Origin of the sequence: Pseudomonas sp. Irchel s3f7 (assembly GCF_900187615.1) — a bacterium.
Classification (GTDB): Bacteria; Pseudomonadota; Gammaproteobacteria; order Pseudomonadales; family Pseudomonadaceae; genus Aquipseudomonas.
In genome coordinates this window covers 123,702-141,659 of sequence record NZ_FYDO01000014.1, presented here as the reverse complement: position 1 = coordinate 141,659, position 17,958 = coordinate 123,702, and the positions used below count along the sequence as shown (strand labels likewise).

15 protein-coding genes and 1 pseudogene are annotated in these 17,958 nt (G+C 60.2%); 6 read left to right on the top strand and 10 right to left on the bottom strand.

From position 1 onward, the window contains the following. Positions 1-28: 28 nt before the first annotated feature. From mreD to mreB, 3 genes are all read right to left on the bottom strand, one after another. Complete coding sequence (gene mreD, locus CKW19_RS14365) at positions 29-520, bottom strand: rod shape-determining protein MreD (protein WP_095058426.1); 492 nt, start codon at positions 518-520, stop codon at positions 29-31. After that, the gene (gene mreC / locus CKW19_RS14360) at positions 520-1,635 is read right to left on the bottom strand and encodes a rod shape-determining protein MreC (protein ID WP_095058425.1); all 1,116 of its coding nucleotides are present in this window, start codon (positions 1,633-1,635) and stop codon (positions 520-522) included. Before mreC ends, mreD begins: the two co-directional genes overlap by 1 nt. Before the next feature lie 143 nt (positions 1,636-1,778). Continuing rightward, the gene (gene mreB / locus CKW19_RS14355; protein WP_002555108.1) at positions 1,779-2,816 is read right to left on the bottom strand and encodes a rod shape-determining protein MreB; all 1,038 of its coding nucleotides are present in this window, start codon (positions 2,814-2,816) and stop codon (positions 1,779-1,781) included. A gap of 211 nt (positions 2,817-3,027) precedes the next feature. Between mreB and gatC the strand changes: the two genes are divergently transcribed. From gatC to CKW19_RS14325, 6 genes are all read left to right on the top strand, one after another. Further along, positions 3,028-3,315, top strand: a complete 288-nt coding sequence (gene gatC, locus CKW19_RS14350; RefSeq protein ID WP_007901429.1) for an Asp-tRNA(Asn)/Glu-tRNA(Gln) amidotransferase subunit GatC — start codon at positions 3,028-3,030, stop codon at positions 3,313-3,315. A gap of 16 nt (positions 3,316-3,331) precedes the next feature. Next, on the top strand, positions 3,332-4,783 hold the full coding sequence (gene gatA / locus CKW19_RS14345; RefSeq protein WP_095058424.1) for an Asp-tRNA(Asn)/Glu-tRNA(Gln) amidotransferase subunit GatA: 1,452 nt from the start codon (positions 3,332-3,334) through the stop codon (positions 4,781-4,783). Between the two features lie 10 nt (positions 4,784-4,793). Next, positions 4,794-6,239 carry an Asp-tRNA(Asn)/Glu-tRNA(Gln) amidotransferase subunit GatB gene (gene gatB, locus CKW19_RS14340; RefSeq protein ID WP_095058423.1) on the top strand — a complete coding sequence of 482 codons (1,446 nt, stop codon included), beginning with the start codon at positions 4,794-4,796 and terminating at the stop codon, positions 6,237-6,239. Positions 6,240-6,326: 87 nt separating this feature from the next. Next, positions 6,327-6,701 carry a septal ring lytic transglycosylase RlpA family protein gene (locus tag CKW19_RS14335; protein ID WP_095058422.1) on the top strand — a complete coding sequence of 125 codons (375 nt, stop codon included), beginning with the start codon at positions 6,327-6,329 and terminating at the stop codon, positions 6,699-6,701. Between the two features lie 50 nt (positions 6,702-6,751). Further along, complete coding sequence (locus tag CKW19_RS14330) at positions 6,752-7,813, top strand: calcium/sodium antiporter (RefSeq protein WP_095058421.1); 1,062 nt, start codon at positions 6,752-6,754, stop codon at positions 7,811-7,813. Next, positions 7,810-8,190: a carboxymuconolactone decarboxylase family protein gene (locus CKW19_RS14325; RefSeq protein WP_095058420.1), complete on the top strand. Its 381-nt coding sequence runs from the start codon at positions 7,810-7,812 to the stop codon at positions 8,188-8,190. The genes CKW19_RS14330 and CKW19_RS14325 overlap by 4 nt, the downstream gene beginning before the upstream one ends. Before the next feature lie 73 nt (positions 8,191-8,263). Here the strand turns inward: CKW19_RS14325 and CKW19_RS14320 are convergent, their stop codons facing one another. The 7 genes and pseudogenes from CKW19_RS14320 to CKW19_RS14290 all read right to left on the bottom strand — a co-directional run bounded on the left by CKW19_RS14320 (position 8,264) and on the right by CKW19_RS14290 (position 17,914). Then, positions 8,264-9,205 (bottom strand): AEC family transporter, encoded by a 942-nt coding sequence (locus CKW19_RS14320; protein WP_095058419.1) that lies wholly within the window; start codon positions 9,203-9,205, stop codon positions 8,264-8,266. 156 nt (positions 9,206-9,361) lie between these two features. Then, positions 9,362-10,915 (bottom strand): galactarate dehydratase, encoded by a 1,554-nt coding sequence (garD, locus tag CKW19_RS14315; RefSeq protein ID WP_095058418.1) that lies wholly within the window; start codon positions 10,913-10,915, stop codon positions 9,362-9,364. Between the two features lie 11 nt (positions 10,916-10,926). Beyond that, positions 10,927-12,327: pseudogene (locus tag CKW19_RS14310) on the bottom strand (MFS transporter); the annotation flags it as partial. Positions 12,328-12,465: 138 nt separating this feature from the next. Next, positions 12,466-13,911: an aldehyde dehydrogenase family protein gene (locus CKW19_RS14305; protein WP_095058416.1), complete on the bottom strand. Its 1,446-nt coding sequence runs from the start codon at positions 13,909-13,911 to the stop codon at positions 12,466-12,468. A 60-nt stretch (positions 13,912-13,971) separates the two neighbouring features. After that, complete coding sequence (kdgD, locus tag CKW19_RS14300; protein ID WP_095058415.1) at positions 13,972-14,883, bottom strand: 5-dehydro-4-deoxyglucarate dehydratase; 912 nt, start codon at positions 14,881-14,883, stop codon at positions 13,972-13,974. 374 nt (positions 14,884-15,257) lie between these two features. Continuing rightward, positions 15,258-16,007 carry a FadR/GntR family transcriptional regulator gene (locus CKW19_RS14295; protein WP_095058455.1) on the bottom strand — a complete coding sequence of 250 codons (750 nt, stop codon included), beginning with the start codon at positions 16,005-16,007 and terminating at the stop codon, positions 15,258-15,260. 179 nt (positions 16,008-16,186) lie between these two features. After that, positions 16,187-17,914 (bottom strand): ABC transporter ATP-binding protein/permease, encoded by a 1,728-nt coding sequence (locus CKW19_RS14290; protein ID WP_095058414.1) that lies wholly within the window; start codon positions 17,912-17,914, stop codon positions 16,187-16,189. Between the last annotated feature and the right edge of the window lie 44 nt (positions 17,915-17,958).

Genomic DNA, 17,958 nt, shown 5'->3' with positions numbered 1-17,958 from the left:
ACCTCTCCCTGTCCAATGCCTGAGCGAATTAATTGATTTTGTAGCGTCGACGCAATCCGCGCAAACCGAAGCTTATCCACGGCCAGAGCAATGCGCTGACCAGTGCCGGCAACACCAACGCCAGGGTTGGCTGGCGATTGCCGGTCAGGGCGCTGAGCCAGAGTTGAACAAGCTGCGCGAGGCCGAAGATCACCAGGATGACCAGGCTCTGTTGCCACATCGGGAACATCCGCAAGCGTTGTTGCAGCGCCAGCACCAGGTAGGTGATGAGCGTCAGGATCAATGCGTTCTGTCCCAGCAACGTGCCGTACAGCACGTCTTCAGCCAGGCCCAGGCAAAACGCCGTCACCATCCCGACGGTCTGCGGCAGGTTCAACGCCCAGAATGCCAGCAACAAGGCGAGCCAAAGCGGGCGCAGGATTTCCATGAATTGTGGCAACGGCGAAACGCTCAGCAGCAGACCGATGGCGAAGGTCAACCAGACAATCCAGCCGTTTCGCGAAGCTTTTACACCGGCCATTATTCTCGTCCCCCAGTGGTAGCCGGTGCAGAGACAGGCGGTTTGGCAGCAGGTTTCACGGTGGCGGGTTGAGTCGCGGGTGGCTTGGCAACAGGATGAGCAACAGGCTTGGCTGGCGTGGCAGCAGGCAATGCGCTCGCCGCCGCTGCCGGAGTGGCCGGAGCAACCGGTGCCGCAGCAGCCGCCGGGACAATGGCCGGTTTCGGCACGGTTGCCGGGATGATTGGCCCACCACCCTGCGCATCCAGCGACTCCTGCGCCTGGGCGGCGTCATTGGCACGCTCTTCAGGGGTACGGGTGTCGCTGAACACCAGCAGCAGATAACGGCTGCGGTTCAACGCAGCGGTCGGCACGGCGCGAACAATGGCAAACGGCTGGCCGGAGTCGTGAATCACTTCCTTGACCGTCGCCACCGGATAACCCGCCGGGAAGCGCTGACCGAGACCGGAACTGACCAGCAGGTCGCCTTCCTTGATGTCGGCGGTATCGGCCACGTGACGCAGCTCCAGGCGTTCCGGGTTGCCGGTGCCGCTGGCAATCGCCCGCAGGCCATTGCGGTTCACCTGCACTGGAATGCTGTGGGTGGTGTCGGTCAACAACAGCACACGGGACGTGTACGGCATCAACTCGACCACCTGGCCCATCAGGCCACGGGCATCGAGCACCGGCTGACCGAGGACCACACCGTCACGCTCACCTTTGTTGATGATGATGCGATGGGTGAAGGGGTTAGGGTCCATGCCGATCAACTCGGCCACTTCGACCTTCTCGTTGACCAGTGCCGAAGAGTTGAGCAACTCGCGCAGGCGAACGTTCTGCTCGGTCAGGGCGGCAAGCTTTTGCATGCGACCCTGCAGCAGCAGGTTTTCGGTCTTGAGTTTTTCGTTTTCGGCGACGAGCTCGGTGCGGCTGCCAAACTGGCTGGCAACACCCTGCCACAGCCGCTGCGGCAGGTCAGTGATCCAGTAAGACTGCATCAGCGCCAGCGACATTTGGCTACGCACTGGCTTGAGCAGTGTGAAGCGGGCATCGACCACCATCAGCGCGACCGATAGCACGACCAGCACCAACAAGCGCACGCCCAGTGAGGGGCCTTTGGTGAAAAGCGGTTTAATAAGCCGCTCCTCCCAGGCAAATGTTCTCTTTATTCATACGGCAGCGATCCGGCCTGGATGCAGACTGACAGAAGATAAACGCGAACAGGCAGCACTGCAAAGTGCCGCCTGCGCGCTAAACAGCATAGAGGCAATCCGGCGACTTATTCGCTGGAAAGCAGGTCCATGGTGTGTTTATCCATCATTTCCAATGCACGGCCACCGCCGCGAGCAACGCAGGTCAGCGGGTCTTCGGCAACGATCACCGGCAAACCCGTTTCCTGGGCCAGCAACTTGTCGAGGTCACGCAGCAAGGCGCCACCACCGGTCAGTACCAGACCACGCTCGGCGATGTCGGAAGCCAGTTCCGGCGGCGATTGCTCCAAAGCACTTTTCACGGCCTGAACGATGGTTGCCAGGGACTCTTGCAGAGCCTCGAGCACTTCGTTGGAGTTCAGGGTGAATGCACGTGGAACGCCTTCGGCCAGGTTACGACCGCGAACGTCGACTTCGCGAACTTCGCCGCCCGGGTAGGCCGTACCGATTTCCTGCTTGATGCGCTCGGCAGTGGATTCACCGATCAGGCTGCCGTAGTTGCGACGCACGTAAGTGATGATCGCTTCGTCGAAACGGTCGCCGCCCACACGTACGGATTCAGCGTAAACCACACCGTTCAGGGAAATCAGCGCGATTTCAGTGGTACCACCACCGATATCCACGACCATCGAACCGCGAGCTTCTTCTACCGGCAGGCCGGCACCGATCGCAGCAGCCATTGGCTCTTCGATCAGGAACACTTCACGGGCACCGGCACCGAGGGCCGATTCACGGATGGCACGACGCTCAACCTGGGTGGATTTGCACGGAACGCAGATCAACACGCGAGGGCTAGGCTGCAGGAAGCTGTTTTCGTGAACCTTGTTGATGAAGTACTGCAGCATTTTTTCGCAAACGCTGAAGTCGGCGATCACGCCGTCTTTCATCGGACGAATGGCAGCAATGTTGCCCGGCGTTCGGCCCAGCATGCGCTTGGCTTCGGTGCCGACAGCAACGACACTTTTCTGGTTACCGTGTGTCCGAATGGCCACAACCGATGGCTCATTCAGGACGATACCGCGCTCGCGCACGTAAATAAGGGTGTTGGCAGTGCCCAGGTCAATGGAAAGATCGCTGGAAAACATGCCACGCAGTTTCTTGAACATGGGAAAGGGACCCTAGGCAACGCGTGGGTAAAAAAGTGCGGCAAACTCTAACAACGACAGGGATTTTGGGCAAGGCGCCAATATGTTAAATTGGCCGCTTTTCTGTGCACCAAGCCCCACAATCGCGGCCTTATGACCGTAGAAGTGCGGTAGTGTTCCGACAATCTAACACACGGACGCCGTCCGTTTTGTTTTCCACTGGAGAATCCCAATGGCGCTTGAACGCTCCGACGTGGAAAAAATCGCTCATTTGGCCTGCCTTGGCCTCAATGATGCCGATCTTCCACACATCACTTCGGCCCTTAATAGCATTCTCGGGCTGGTCGACGAAATGCAGGCGGTCAATACCGACGGTATCGAACCGCTCGCCCACCCACTGGAAGCCAGCCAGCGCCTGCGCGCAGACGTCGTGACCGAAACCAATCACCGCGAGGCTTACCAGTCCATCGCACCAGCGGTCGAAAACGGCCTGTACCTGGTTCCGAAAGTCATCGACTAAAGGGAAAGAGCCTGCAATGCATCAATTGACTCTGGCCGAGATCGCCCGCGGACTCGCCGATAAAAAGTTTTCCTCCGAAGAGCTGACCAAAGTCCTGCTGGCGCGCATCGCCCAGCTCGATCCGCAGCTCAACAGTTTCATCAGCCTCACCGAAGACCTGGCGCTGACGCAGGCGAAAGCCGCGGACGCCCGCCGGGCCGATGGTGAGAGCGGCGCCCTGCTCGGCGCGCCGATCGCCCACAAAGACCTGTTCTGCACCCAGGGCATTCGCACCAGCTGCGGCTCGAAGATGCTCGACAACTTTAAAGCACCGTACGACGCCACTGTCGTCGCCAAGCTCGCCGCTGCCGGGGCCGTGACCCTGGGCAAGACCAACATGGACGAATTCGCCATGGGTTCGGCCAACGAGTCGAGCTACTACGGCGCGGTGAAAAACCCGTGGAACCTGGAACACGTACCGGGCGGTTCGTCGGGTGGCTCTGCCGCCGCCGTCGCCGCTCGTCTGCTGCCAGCAGCCACCGGCACCGACACCGGTGGCTCCATTCGTCAGCCAGCAGCCCTGACCAACCTCACTGGCCTGAAACCGACGTACGGTCGCGTTTCGCGCTGGGGCATGATCGCCTACGCGTCCAGCCTCGATCAGGGCGGCCCGATGGCGCGCACTGCCGAAGACTGCGCAATTTTGTTGCAAGGCATGGCCGGCTTCGATCCAAACGATTCCACCAGCATCGATGAGCCCGTGCCGGACTACAGCGCCAGCCTCAACGGCTCGCTGCAAGGCCTGCGCATCGGCGTGCCGAAAGAGTATTTCAGCGCCGGTCTCGACCCGCGCATCGCCGAGCTGATCCACAACAGCGTCAAGGAGCTGGAAAAGCTCGGCGCCGTGATCAAGGAAATCAGCCTGCCGAACATGCAGCACGCGATCCCTGCATACTATGTGATCGCCCCGGCGGAAGCCTCGTCCAACCTGTCGCGTTTCGACGGCGTGCGCTTCGGCTACCGCTGCGAAAACCCGGTCAACCTGATCGACCTATACAAACGCTCCCGTGGCGAGGGCTTCGGTCCTGAAGTGCAGCGCCGGATCATGGTCGGTGCCTACGCGCTGTCGGCCGGTTACTACGACGCTTACTACCTGAAGGCGCAGAAGATCCGTCGCTTGATCAAGAACGACTTCATGGCGGCCTTCAATGAGGTCGACATCATCCTCGGCCCAACCACGCCGAACCCGGCCTGGAAGCTCGGCGCCAAGAACAGCGACCCGGTCGCTGCGTACCTGGAAGACGTCTACACCATCACCGCCAACCTCGCGGGCCTGCCTGGCCTGTCGATGCCGGCCGGTTTTGTCGACGGTCTGCCGGTCGGCGTGCAATTGCTCGCTCCGTATTTCCAGGAAGGTCGCCTGTTGAACGTTGCCCACCAGTATCAGCTCAACACTGACTGGCACACCCGCACCCCAACCGGCTTCTGAGGAGACACACATGCAATGGGAAGTCGTGATCGGGCTGGAGATTCACACCCAGCTCACCACCCGGTCGAAAATTTTTTCCGGTAGTTCCACCACGTTCGGTTCCGAGCCGAACACCCAGGCCAGCCTCGTAGACCTGGGCATGCCCGGCGTGCTGCCGGTGCTGAACCAGGAAGCGGTGCGCATGGCGGTGATGTTCGGTCTGGCGATTGACGCCGAGATCGGCCAACACAACGTGTTCGCCCGTAAAAACTACTTCTATCCGGACCTGCCGAAGGGCTACCAGATCAGCCAGATGGAATTGCCGATCGTCGGCAAGGGCCACCTGGACATCGCCATGGAAGACGGCACGATCAAACGTGTCGGCGTTACCCGTGCGCACCTGGAAGAAGACGCCGGTAAAAGCCTGCACGAAGAGTTCAACGGTGCCACCGGCATCGACCTGAACCGTGCCGGCACGCCGCTGCTGGAAATCGTTTCCGAGCCGGACATGCGCAGCGCCAAGGAGGCCGTGGCTTACGTCAAGACCATCCACGCGCTGGTACGTTACCTGGGTATTTGCGACGGCAACATGGCCGAAGGTTCGCTGCGCTGCGACTGCAACGTGTCGATCCGTCCGAAAGGCCAGGTCGAGTTCGGCACCCGCTGCGAGATCAAGAACGTCAACTCGTTCCGTTTCATCGAGAAGGCGATCAACAGCGAAATCCAGCGTCAGATCGAACTGATCGAAGACGGCGGCAAAGTCATCCAGCAGACTCGCCTGTACGATCCGAACAAGGACGAAACCCGTCCGATGCGCAGCAAAGAGGAGGCCAACGACTACCGTTACTTCCCCGATCCGGACCTGCTGCCCGTCGTGATCGAGAACTCGTTCCTCGACGACGTGCGCGCCACCCTGCCGGAATTGCCACCGCAGAAGCGCGAGCGCTTCCAGGAGCAGTTCGGCCTGTCGGTCTACGACGCCAGCGTGCTGGCCACCAGCCGCGAACAAGCCGATTACTTCGAGAAAGTCGCGAGCATCGGCGGCGACGCCAAGCTGGCGGCGAACTGGGTGATGGTCGAGTTGGGCAGCCTGCTCAACAAGCAAGGCCTGGACATCGAACAGTCGCCGGTTTCCGCCGAGCTTCTGGGCGGCATGCTGCTGCGCATCAAGGACAACACCATCTCCGGCAAGATCGCCAAGGTGGTGTTTGAAGCGATGGCCAATGGCGAAGGCAGCGCGGACGAGATCATCGACAAGCGCGGCCTCAAGCAAGTGACCGACACCGGCGCCATCTCGGCGGTGCTGGACGAAATGCTCGCGGCCAATGCCGAGCAAGTCGAGCAATACCGCGCGGCAGACGAAGCCAAGCGCGGCAAGATGTTCGGCTTCTTCGTCGGCCAGGCCATGAAAGCCTCCAAAGGCAAGGCCAACCCGCAACAGGTGAACGAATTGCTGAAAAGCAAACTCGAAGGCTGATGAAAATGGAGCCAGCCTTCAAATCTGGCTCCACTCCTTGTGGGAGCCAGCCTGCTGGCTCCCACATTTGTTTTCGGGAAACCTTCAATGAAGCATCTGCTCAGCCTTTGCGCCCTGCTCTCTTTCTTGGCCGGTTGCGCCAGCACCGACACCGTCGATCCGCATGGCTACGACAAAACCGGTGTGGCTTCTTACTACGGCGCCAAACACCAAGGCAAACGCACCGCCAACGGCGAGCGTTTCAACATGAATTCCATGACCGCCGCCCATCGCCAGCTACCCTTTGGTACACGGGTGAAGGTCACCAATCTGAATAACGACAAATCCTGCGTGGTACGCATCAATGATCGCGGGCCGCACACCCGTGGCCGCCTGATCGACCTGTCCCGGGAAGCCGCCGAGCGCCTGGGCATGCTGCGCAGCGGCACTGCGAAGGTTCGCGTGCAAGTCCTCGACGACTGACGGATGGAGTCCCGACCATTTTCGGATTAGCCGATTTACCCCTGATCAGTGTGATCGAACTGTTCAGCGGGCTGCTGCTGTTGATTGTCGGCGCCGAACTGATGGTCCGCGCCGCCGTGCGCCTGGCCGCGCGCCTGCATGTCCGGCCCCTGATCATCGGCCTGACCATCGTCGCCCTCGGCAGCAGCGCACCGCAGATGGCGGTGAGCCTGCAAGCGACCCTGACGAACAACGCCGACATCGCCGTCGGCAGCGTGATCGGCAGCAGCATTTTCAACATCCTCGTCACTCTTGGACTGTCCGCGCTGATCATTCCCTTGCGGGTTTCCCGGCAACTGGTGCGCCTGGACATCCCGCTGATGATCGGTGCCAGTTTGCTGGTGTCGGTCCTGGCGTGGAACGAAGAACTGACCCGCACGGACGGCGTGATATTGCTGATGGCGCTGGCGCTGTACCTCGGCCTGTTGCTGCGCCAATCGCGACACTCAGCGCGCCCGGTTTCAAGCCATGACCACAAGGCACAGGCGCCTTGGATCAGCAGCTTGCTGATGATTGTCAGCGGGTTGGCAATGCTGGTTTACGCAGGACATCTGCTACTGGGCGCGGCCGTCGCGGTCGCCACTGACCTGGGGTTTTCAGAGCGGATCATCGGTCTGACTATCGTTGCCGTCTGCACATCCTTACCCGAGCTGGCCACCTCGCTGATCGCCGCGATTCGCGGCGAGCGTGACATCGCTGTAGGTAACGTTATCGGCAGCAACCTGTTCAACCTCTTGGGGGTGCTCGGCGTTACGGTACTGGTGGCGCCGTCGCCACTGTCGGTGTCGCCCAACGCGCTGGATTTTGACTTGCCAGTGATGCTCGGTGTCGCCGTGCTTTGCCTGCCGCTGTTCTATACCGGCTACCGCGTGACCCGCGCCGAAGGCCTGCTGTTTTTGGGTTTGTACCTGGCATATGGACTGCACGTGGTGTCGTTCACCACCGGCATGCCGCTGGCGGGCAAGCTTGAACACCTGATGCTGTTTTTCGTCCTGCCGGCGCTGGTGGCGTATTTGCTGTTCACGTCACTGCGCGCCTGGCGTCGCCAACACCACAAGAGAGAATTGCCATGAGCGAGAATAAAAAAAGCGGCGTTGAAGTGCGTCGCCAAGTAATGGGGGACGCCTTTGTCGACCGCGCACTGGGCAATGCCACCGAATTCACCCAGCCGCTGCAGGATTTCGTCAACGAACACGCCTGGGGCGGTGTGTGGAATCGCGAAGGCCTGCCGCTGAAAACCCGCAGCCTGATCACCCTCGCCGCGCTGACGGCACTCAAGTGCCCGCAGGAATTGAAAGGTCACGTGCGCGGCGCGCTGAACAATGGCTGCACAGTGGAAGAGATTCGTGAAGCCCTGCTGCATTGCGCGGTGTATGCCGGTGTGCCGGCGGCGATTGATGCGTTTCGGGCAGCGCAGGAAGTGATCGACAGTTATCAGAAGCCGGAATAATTTTGTTGCTTTGAAAAGATCGCAGCCTGCGGCAGCGCCTACACCGCAGGCTGCGATCTTTTGACCTTTGCCTTTAGATCCACCCACCCCACTGCAAAACGAAGATCCCGAGATTGGTGGTGACCGCCGCCATCAACGTGGTGATCACGATAATCGCCGCCGCCAGCTCATGGTTGCCATTAGCCGCCCGGGCCATGACAAAACTGGCCGCTGCGGTCGGGCTGCCGAAGTACAAAAACAAAATCCCCAACTCCGCGCCACGAAAGCCCCACAACCAGGCACCCAGGGTCGCCAGTACCGGCAGGCCGATCATCTTCACCAGACTCGAACTCAGCGCCATGTTGCCGCTCTTGCGCAGCGCCGCCAGCGACAACGTACCGCCGATGCAGATCAGCGCCAACGGCAACGTGGTTTGCGCCAGATACTGTCCGGAAGTTTCCAGCCAACCCGGCAACCCGATCTTGAAATAGGCAAATGGCGCCGCCGCAATCACGCTGATGATCAACGGATTGCTGAACACGCTTTTGCAGATGCTCCACGGATCGGACTTGATCACCGGGCTGTACACCGCCAGCACAATGGTCGACAGCGTGTTGTAGAACAGAATCACCAGCGCCGCGAGAATCGCCCCAAGGGAAATCCCGTAGTCGCCATACATGCTCGCGGCCAGCGCGAGGCCAATGACGCCGTTGTTGCCGCGAAACGCGCCCTGGGTGTAAATCCCCCGGTCTTCACGCGGGCACTTGAAGATCGCCCACCCCCAGGCAATGGCAAAACACACCAGGGTCGCGAGGGAGAAGTAGATCAGCAGCGCCGGTTGCAGTGCGGCGTGCAGGTCGGCATGCAGGATGCCCAGAAACAGCAACGCCGGCATGGTGACGTTGAACACCAGGGCCGACGCGGTGTGGATGAAGTTGTCATTGATCCAGCCGACGCGCTTGAGCAACACCCCCAGAAACAGCATGGCGAACACCGGTGCGGTGATGTTCAGGGTTTCGAGGAAAATTGCCAGCATGCCGGGGGTAACCTTGGTGGGCGTCGTTAGGTGGCTAATGATAAGCCACCGCAGACGTTGGCGTCTGGTAGATCGCTATCGCTGGCAAGCCAGCTCCTAAAGGTTCAGCGCAATCCTTGTAGGAGCTGGCTTGCCAGCGATGCAGGCGACGCGGTCTTACGTGATCGGCGCCGGGTTGAACAAGGTGATGTCGTTATGCAGTTTGTGCTGCTCCGCCCACGTCTGCTTCTTGCCGCTGGCCACGTCCAGATAGTAGTGGAACAACTCCCAACCGAGGTCTTCGATGGAAGCGCGTCCAGTAGCGATCCGTCCGGCGTCAATGTCGATCAGGTCCGGCCAGCGCTGGGCCAGTTCCGTCCGGGTCGAGACCTTCACCACCGGCGCCATCGCCAAACCGTACGGCGTACCACGACCGGTCGTGAACACGTGCAGGTTCATCCCTGCCGCCAGCTGCAACGTCCCGCAGACAAAGTCACTGGCCGGGGTCGCGCAGAAGATCAGGCCTTTTTCCTTGAAGCGCTCGCCAGGGCCAAGCACGCCAGTGATCGCGCTGCTGCCGGACTTGACGATCGACCCCAGGGACTTCTCGACAATGTTCGACAACCCGCCCTTCTTGTTGCCCGGCGTAGTGTTGGCGCTGCGGTCCGCCTCGCCCTTGGCCAGGTAACGGTCGTACCAGTCCATTTCGCGCACCAGTTCCTGCGCGACTTCCTTGGTTTGCGCCCGAGAAGTCAGCAGATAAATCGCATCGCGCACTTCGGTGACTTCGGAAAACATCACCGTCGCGCCAGCCCGCAGCAACAAGTCCGAGGCATAGCCCAATGCGGGGTTAGCGGTGATGCCGGAAAACGCATCACTGCCGCCGCACTGCATGCCAAGAATCAGCTCGGACGCCGGCACGGTTTCCCGGCGGCGCTGATCGAGCTTCTTCAAACGCGTCTCGGCCAGCTCCATGATCTGCTCGATCATCTCGGTGAAGCCGTGACTGGAATCCTGTAGCCGATACAACCACGGCTCGCTGAGATCCACCGAACTGTCGTTCTCGTGCATCACCTGCCCGGCCTGCAATTTCTCGCAACCCAGGCTGATCACCAAGGCTTCGCCACCCAGGTTCGGGTTGCGCGCCAGGTTGCGCACGGTACGAATCGGGATGTAGGCGTCGGTGGCTGTGATGGCCACGCCACAGCCGTAACTGTGGGTCAGCGCCACCACGTCATCGACGTGCGGATACTTGGGCAGCAACTCGTCCTTGATGCGTTTTACCGCATGGTCTAGCACACCCGTTACGCACTGAACCGTGGTGGTGATACCGAGGATGTTACGCGTGCCGACGGTGCCGTCGGCGTTGCGATAACCCTCGAAAGTAAACCCTTCCAGCGGTGCCTGCGCGGCCGGCACTTCGGTGGACAGCGGCAGGCTGTCCAGCGGTGGCGCGGTCGGCATGCGCAGTTGATCTTCCTTGACCCAACTGCCGCGCGGAATCGGCTGCAAGGCGTAGCCAATGACCTGGCCGTAACGAATCACCTGGCCACCCGAGGGAATGTCTTCCAGAGTGACCTTATGGCTCTGCGGCACGAAGTCCACGGTAACCAGGCCATCGGCAAACTCGGTGCCGGCCGGTACACCCTGATCATTGACCACGATCACCACGTTGTCCCGCTCGTGCAGACGGATGTAGCGCGGCGAATCGGAATGTTCAATCAACTGCATGACGCCGCTCCTCAGGAATGCGCTTGAGACAATTTGCCAGGGGCTTCAGTACCGTTCGCAGGCGGCTCTTTGAGCACCACACGTTTGATCGGGCCCACGATCACCAGATAGCTGAACACCGCGACCAGTGCGTTGCAACCAACAAACACCAGCGCCCATTTGAACGAACCGGTGGAGCTGATGATGTAGCCGATCACGATTGGCGTGGTGATCGAAGCAATGTTGCCGAAGGTGTTGAACAAGCCACCGCTGAGACCGGCGATCTGCTTCGGCGAGGTGTCGGACACCACCGCCCAGCCCAATGCGCCCACGCCTTTGCCGAAGAATGCCAGGGCCATGAAGCCGACGACCATCCATTCAACGTCCACGTAGTTGCACGCCACGATGCTGCTGGAAACCAACAGGCCAGCGATAATCGGCGCCTTGCGGGCGAAGGTCAGGGAATGACCTTTACGCAGCAGGTAATCGGAAATCACCCCGCCGAGTACACCACCAATGAAGCCGCAGATCGCCGGCAAGGACGCGATGAAACCGGCCTTGAGGATGGTCATGCCGCGCTCCTGCACCAGGTACACCGGGAACCAGGTCAGGAAGAAGTAGGTGATGCCGTTGATGCAGTACTGGCCCAGATACACGCCGAGCATCATGCGGTTGGTCAACAGTTGGCGTATGTAGTCCCACTTCGGACCGTCGCCCTTTTTGCCTTTGCCCTTGTCCTGGTCCATGTCGACCATGCCGCCGTTGTCGGCGATGTGCTTGAACTCGGCCTCGTTGATCAGCGGGTGCTGGCGCGGGCTGTAGATCACTTTCAGCCAGATCCCGGAGAAGATGATGCCGATCACGCCCATGACGATGAACACGTGCTGCCAGCCGAAGCTGTAGACGATCCAGCCCATCAGCGGTGCAAACAACACGGTGGCAAAGTATTGCGCCGAGTTGAAAATCGCCGAGGCGGTGCCGCGTTCAGCGGTCGGGAACCAGGCGGCCACGATGCGTGCGTTGCCGGGGAAGGATGGCGCTTCAGCCAGGCCCACCAAAAAGCGCAGCATGAACAGCGCAACCACTGCGGTGGACATGCCGAACTCGCCGACATAACCCTGCAGCACGGTGAACAGCGACCAGGTGAAGATGCTCAGTGCGTAGATTTTTTTCGAACCGAAACGGTCCAGCAGCCAGCCACCGGGGATTTGCCCGGCCACATAGGCCCAACCGAATGCGGAGAAGATATAGCCGAGGGTGACCGCGTCAATGCCGAGGTCTTTTTGCAGGCTGGAGCCGGCGATTGCGATGGTAGCCCGGTCGGCGTAGTTGATCGTGGTCACGATGAAAAGCATGAGCAGAATCAAATAGCGGACGTGAGTCGGCTTCTGGGTCGATTGCATGTAGATGTACTCCCACTGATTATTTTTATGCGCGGGTGAATCTGTTGTTTCTCCCCTGTAGGAGCGAGCTTGCTCGCGATGGTGGTCAACGATGACGCGGGGCATCAGGTTGAGCGCCGCGTACTCAAGACCATCGCGAGCAAGCTCGCTCCTACAGGGGTATTGCGTTTACGAACCGATGTAGCTGGTCTTCACGACCGTGTAGAACTCTTGCGCATAGCGACCTTGCTCACGTGATCCATAGGATGAACCTTTACGCCCACCGAAAGGAACGTGGTAATCCACACCGGCGGTCGGCAGGTTGACCATCACCATCCCGGCCTGGGAGTGGCGCTTGAAGTGGTTGGCGTATTTCAGCGACGTGGTGGCAATGCCCGCCGACAGACCGAATTCGGTGTCGTTGGCCATGGCCAGCGCAGCTTCGTAATCAGCCACACGGACGATGTTGGCCACTGGGCCGAAGATCTCTTCACGGCTGATGCGCATCGACGCTTCGCTGTCGGCAAACAGCGTTGGCGCGAGGAAGTAACCCTCGGTGTCGCACGTCACCAGACCACCGCCGCTGACCAGACGCGCACCTTCGGATTGGCCGATGTCGATGTACTTCATGTCCTGTTCAAGCTGGGCTTGCGAGACCACCGGGCCGATGTCGGTGCCGGCTTTCAGTGCGTGGCCGACTTTGATCGACTTCATGCGCTCGGCCATGGCTTCGACGAACTGGTCGTGGATGCCAGCGGTGACGATAAAGCGGCTCGAGGCCGTGCAACGCTGGCCAGTGGAGTAGAACGCGCTCTGCACCGACAGCTCGACCGCTTGCTTGAGGTCGGCGTCGTCGAGAATGATCTGCGGGTTCTTGCCGCCCATTTCCAACTGGACCTTGGCTTGGCGCGATACGCAGCTGACCGCGATCTGACGACCGACGCCCACGGAACCGGTGAAGCTGATGCCGTCGACTTTCGGGCTGTGGACCAGTGCATCGCCCACCACGCGACCGCTGCCCATCACCAGGTTGAACACACCGGCCGGGAAGCCTGCGCGGGAGATGATTTCGGCCAGCGCCCAGGCGCAACCCGGAACCAGGTCAGCAGGCTTGAGCACGACGCAGTTGCCGTAGGCCAGGGCCGGGGCGATTTTCCACGCCGGAATGGCAATCGGGAAGTTCCACGGGGTGATCAGACCGACCACGCCCAAGGCTTCGCGAGTGACTTCAACGTTGACGCCCGGACGCACCGACGGCAAGTAGTCGCCGGACAAGCGCAGACATTCACCGGCGAAGAACTTGAAGATGTTACCGGCGCGAGTCACTTCGCCGATGGCCTCAGGCAGGGTCTTGCCCTCTTCCCGGGCCAGCAGGTTGCCGAGCTCTTCGCGCCGGGCGAGGATTTCGGTACCGACTTTATCGAGAGAATCGTGACGTGCCTGAATGCCGGACGTGGACCAGGCCGGGAACGCGGCGCGGGCGGCGTCGATGGCGGCGTGGACTTGAGTCAGGTCAGCCTTGGCGTAATCGCCGATGGCATCGCTCAGTTCGGACGGGTTGATGTTGGTCGAATAATCGCCACCGGCAACCCATTCGCCGTTGATGTAGTTATCAAAACGCTTTGCATCTGCCACTTGAGATCTCCTCACGCAAAAGGCCGCTGATTGCTCAGCGGCCTTACTTAATCGGATGTGTTACTGCGCACCCTGCTTGTCGATCAGCGCGGCGAGCATTTCGTACTCTTCGCCCGTCAGATCGGTCAGCGGTGCACGCACAGGACCTGCGTCATAGCCGGCAATTTTTGCCCCGGCCTTGACGATGCTCACGGCGTAACCGGACTTGCGGTTACGGATGTCCAGATACGGCAGGAAGAAGTCATCGATGATCTTGCCAACGGTGGCGTGATCTTCACGAGTGATCGCGTGGTAGAAATCCATCGCGGTTTTCGGGATGAAGTTGAACACCGCCGAGGAGTAGACCGGCACGCCGAGAGCCTTGTAGGCAGCGGCGTAGACTTCGGCGGTCGGCAGACCACCCAGGTAGGTGAAGCGATCACCGAGGCGGCGACGGATCGACACCATCAACTCGATATCGCCCAGGCCATCCTTGTAGCCGATCAGGTTCGGGCAGCGCTCGGCCAGACGTTCCAGCAGCGGTGCGGTCAGGCGGCAGACGTTACGGTTGTAGACCACGACGCCGATGTTGACCGATTTGCACACGGCTTCAACGTGGGCGGCAACGCCGTCCTGGCTGGCTTCGGTCAGGTAGTGCGGCAGCAGCAACAGACCTTTGGCGCCCAGACGCTCGGCTTCCTGAGCGTACTCGATGGCCTGGCGGGTCGAACCACCGACACCGGCCAGAATCGGCACGCTGGTAGCGCAGGTGTCGACGGCAGTCTTGATGATTTCCGAATATTCGCTGGCCGCCAGAGAGAAGAACTCACCGGTGCCGCCCGCGGCGAACAGAGCCGAGGCGCCGTATGGGGCCAGCCATTCCAGACGTTTGATGTAGCCAGCGCGGTTGAAATCGCCCTGGGCATTGAAATCGGTGACCGGGAAAGACAGCAGACCGGAAGAGAGGATGGACTTCAGTTCTTGTGGATTCATTATTCGAACACCCTGGATTGCGACGTTGTGTGTGAGAAAACCGTTCAGCCTGCGCCGAAGTTGTAGGTCATCGTACAACTTAAAAGATAATCGTCAACTGCATTTCATCGCGACGGGGGGAAATTGTTCGACAAAATAAGCTACGAGCTAGATTTTTAGAGGGATTCAACGGAGGGAGGACAGTTGCGAGCGCCGTGATGAACGGTCGTTTGAGAGATACGTTGTCGGAAGATTTTAGGCACGGGTTTTATTTTATGGCTTGCGGCCCTATCGCGAGCAGGCTCGCTCCTACAGGGGTCCGGTACACAAAACACGGTGGGAGTGAGCCTGCTCGCGATGACGGCTTATCAGGCGATGAGTCGCTGGCAGAGGTTTTAACCCCGCTGCGCCTCAGCCTCTTCATGCGCATGACGCAACCGCTCACGGCTGTTGGTCAGGTGCAGGCGCATGGCGGCCCGTGCCGCATCGGAATCCTGACGGGCAATGGCATCGTAGATTTCTTCGTGCTCGCGGCTCAGGCGACTCATGTAGTGCTGCTGGTCATCGTGGGCCAGTCGCGCGGAGTTGAGCCGGGTGCGGGGAATGATGCTGGTGCCCAGATGGGTCATGATGTCGGTGAAATAGCGGTTACCGGTGGACAAGGCGATTTCAAGGTGAAAGGCGAAGTCCGACGCCACCGCGTCACTGGCGTGGGCCGCGCTTTCGTTCAAAGCATCCAGAGCGGCACGCATGGTCGCCAGTTGTTCCGGGCTGCGGCGTTGCGCGGCCAGGCCGGCGGATTCCACTTCCAGGCTGATGCGCAATTCAAGAATCGCCAGCACGTCACGCAAGGTCACCACGGTCGCCGGGTCGATACGAAAACCGCTCGGGCTCGGCGTGTCGAGCACGAAGGTGCCGATGCCATGCCGGGTTTCGACCTGCCCCGCCGCCTGCAAACGGGAAATCGCTTCGCGCACCACGGTGCGGCTGACGCCATGGGCATCCATGATCGCCGACTCGGTGGGCAATTTGTCGCCACGCTTGAGCTGACCGTCGCGGATCTGCTCGGACAGCACCGTCACCAGTTCCTGAGCGAGGCTGCGCCGCTTGCGAGGGAGACGTGGTGTGGCGTTCGGGTTTTCCATGGTGAACATCTGTCTCGAAAAGATTCGGCTGTTGAAAGCGCATCATAGCGCAACGCGGTTGTACGATCACCCCGCCCTCTGTAGGAGCTGGCTTGCCAGCGATGGCCATCACGCGGTCCGTCTGTGAAACTGCGTTATCGTTCATCGCTGGCAAGCCAGCTCCTACAGGGGCGTGGTGTTCAGGCGGTCACAGTCTGGTCCACCAGGTGGCCATTCTCGATACGAATGTGCCGCGGATGGAAGCGCTTGAGGCTGCTGCGATGGCCGACGCTGACGATGCTCAACCCCGGCAACTCATCGATCAACGCCTGATACAACGACGCCTCGTCCTCTTCATCCATCGCCGATGTCGCTTCGTCCATGTACAGCCATTGCGGCGCGTAAAGCAGAGCGCGGGCAAAGGCCAGGCGCTGTTGTTCACCCGGCGATAACAGGCGCTGCCAGTGGTTGGCTTCATCCAGACGCGCCACCAGATGCGGCAGACGGCAAGTTTCCAGCACGTGCACGTAGCGCTCGTTGGGATAGGTGTCGGCGACCTGTGGATAACTCAGCGCCTCACGCAACGTGCCAATCGGCAGATAGGGTTTCTGCGGCAGGAACAGATAGCGCGCCGACGGCAAACGAATGCTGCCGTGCCCCGTTGGCCACAGGTGCCCCATCGCCCGCAGCAAGGTCGACTTGCCGCTGCCGGAACGACCGCTGAGCATCACGCGCTCGCCTTCCTCCACGATCATGTCGGCACTGGTCAACAAATGACGACCGTCTGCCAGATCGAGGCCGAGGTCGTGCACCTTCAACGCGGAGCCCGTGGTTTGCACATCGATGGCCGGCGCGCGTTGTTCGTTGTCGGTCATGGCCTGACGGAAGCTGAGCAGACGATCGCAGGTGGCGCGCCACGAGGCGAGGCTCTGGTATGCAGTGATGAACCAGCTGAAACTGTCCTGGACATTGCCGAATGCCGAGCTGATTTGCATCAGCTCGCCCAATTCGATCTTGCCGGAGAGGTAACGTGGTGCGGCGACAATGAAAGGGAAAATGATTGCCGCTTGCTCGTAACCGGACGTGAAGAAGGTCAGGCGCTTGGACACCTTCATGATGTCCCAGAAGTTGTGCCAGACCATCGAAAAGCGACTGCTCAGGCGGCGGTTTTCGTTGGGCTCGCCGTTGTACAACGCAATACTTTCGGCATTCTCGCGAACCCGCACCATGGAGAAACGCAGGTCGGCTTCGAAGCGCTGTTGCCGGTTGTTCAGGCCGATCAGGCGACGACCGATCAAATGCGTCAGCCAGCTACCCACCACGGCGTAAACCAGCACGCACCAGAACATGTAGCCGGGAATGGTCACACCGAACACTTCGATGCTGCCCGACACGCCCCACAGGATGATCGAGAACGACACCAGGCTGACGACATTGCGCAGCAAGCCAATGCCCAGGCTCAAGGTATCGGAGGTGAAGTTGTTGAGGTCTTCGGAAATCCGCTGGTCCGGGTTATCGGTGTAGCCACCCTGCTCCAGCTTGTAGTAATTCTTGTCGGCGAGCCAACGCGAGAAATGCTTTTCGGTGAGCCAGGCGCGCCAGCGGATCGTCAGCATCTGGGTCAGGTAGAGTCGGTACACCGCGCCGATAATCGCCACGGTGGCAATCGCACAGAAGTACAGAATCAACCGCCAGAACGCGGCTTCATCCTTCTGTTGCAAGGCGTTGTAGAAATCCTTGTACCAGGTGTTGAACCACACCGAGATCCCCACGCTGATCAGCGACAGCGCGATCACCGCGATCAGTAGCGTCCAGGCCTTGGCCTTCTCTTCACTGCGCCAGTAAGGCGTGATCATCGCCCACACTTTGCGAAAAAACTGCCCGCGCACAGCATCATTGACCGCGGAGTACTCAGCGTTCTGATTCATGGAAAAGGCTCGATAAAGAAATGAACACGTTCGAACCGATCATA

Coding starts and splice junctions, on each gene's coding strand:
- mreD (WP_095058426.1), bottom strand. CDS start 520: ATGGCCGGTGTAAAAGCTTCGCGAAACGGCTGGATTGTCTGGTTGACC.
- mreB (WP_002555108.1), bottom strand. CDS start 2,816: ATGTTCAAGAAACTGCGTGGCATGTTTTCCAGCGATCTTTCCATTGAC.
- gatC (WP_007901429.1), top strand. CDS start 3,028: ATGGCGCTTGAACGCTCCGACGTGGAAAAAATCGCTCATTTGGCCTGC.
- gatA (WP_095058424.1), top strand. CDS start 3,332: ATGCATCAATTGACTCTGGCCGAGATCGCCCGCGGACTCGCCGATAAA.
- gatB (WP_095058423.1), top strand. CDS start 4,794: ATGCAATGGGAAGTCGTGATCGGGCTGGAGATTCACACCCAGCTCACC.
- CKW19_RS14335 (WP_095058422.1), top strand. CDS start 6,327: ATGAAGCATCTGCTCAGCCTTTGCGCCCTGCTCTCTTTCTTGGCCGGT.
- CKW19_RS14325 (WP_095058420.1), top strand. CDS start 7,810: ATGAGCGAGAATAAAAAAAGCGGCGTTGAAGTGCGTCGCCAAGTAATG.
- CKW19_RS14320 (WP_095058419.1), bottom strand. CDS start 9,205: ATGCTGGCAATTTTCCTCGAAACCCTGAACATCACCGCACCGGTGTTC.
- garD (WP_095058418.1), bottom strand. CDS start 10,915: ATGCAGTTGATTGAACATTCCGATTCGCCGCGCTACATCCGTCTGCAC.
- kdgD (WP_095058415.1), bottom strand. CDS start 14,883: ATGAATCCACAAGAACTGAAGTCCATCCTCTCTTCCGGTCTGCTGTCT.
- CKW19_RS14295 (WP_095058455.1), bottom strand. CDS start 16,007: ATGGAAAACCCGAACGCCACACCACGTCTCCCTCGCAAGCGGCGCAGC.
- CKW19_RS14290 (WP_095058414.1), bottom strand. CDS start 17,914: ATGAATCAGAACGCTGAGTACTCCGCGGTCAATGATGCTGTGCGCGGG.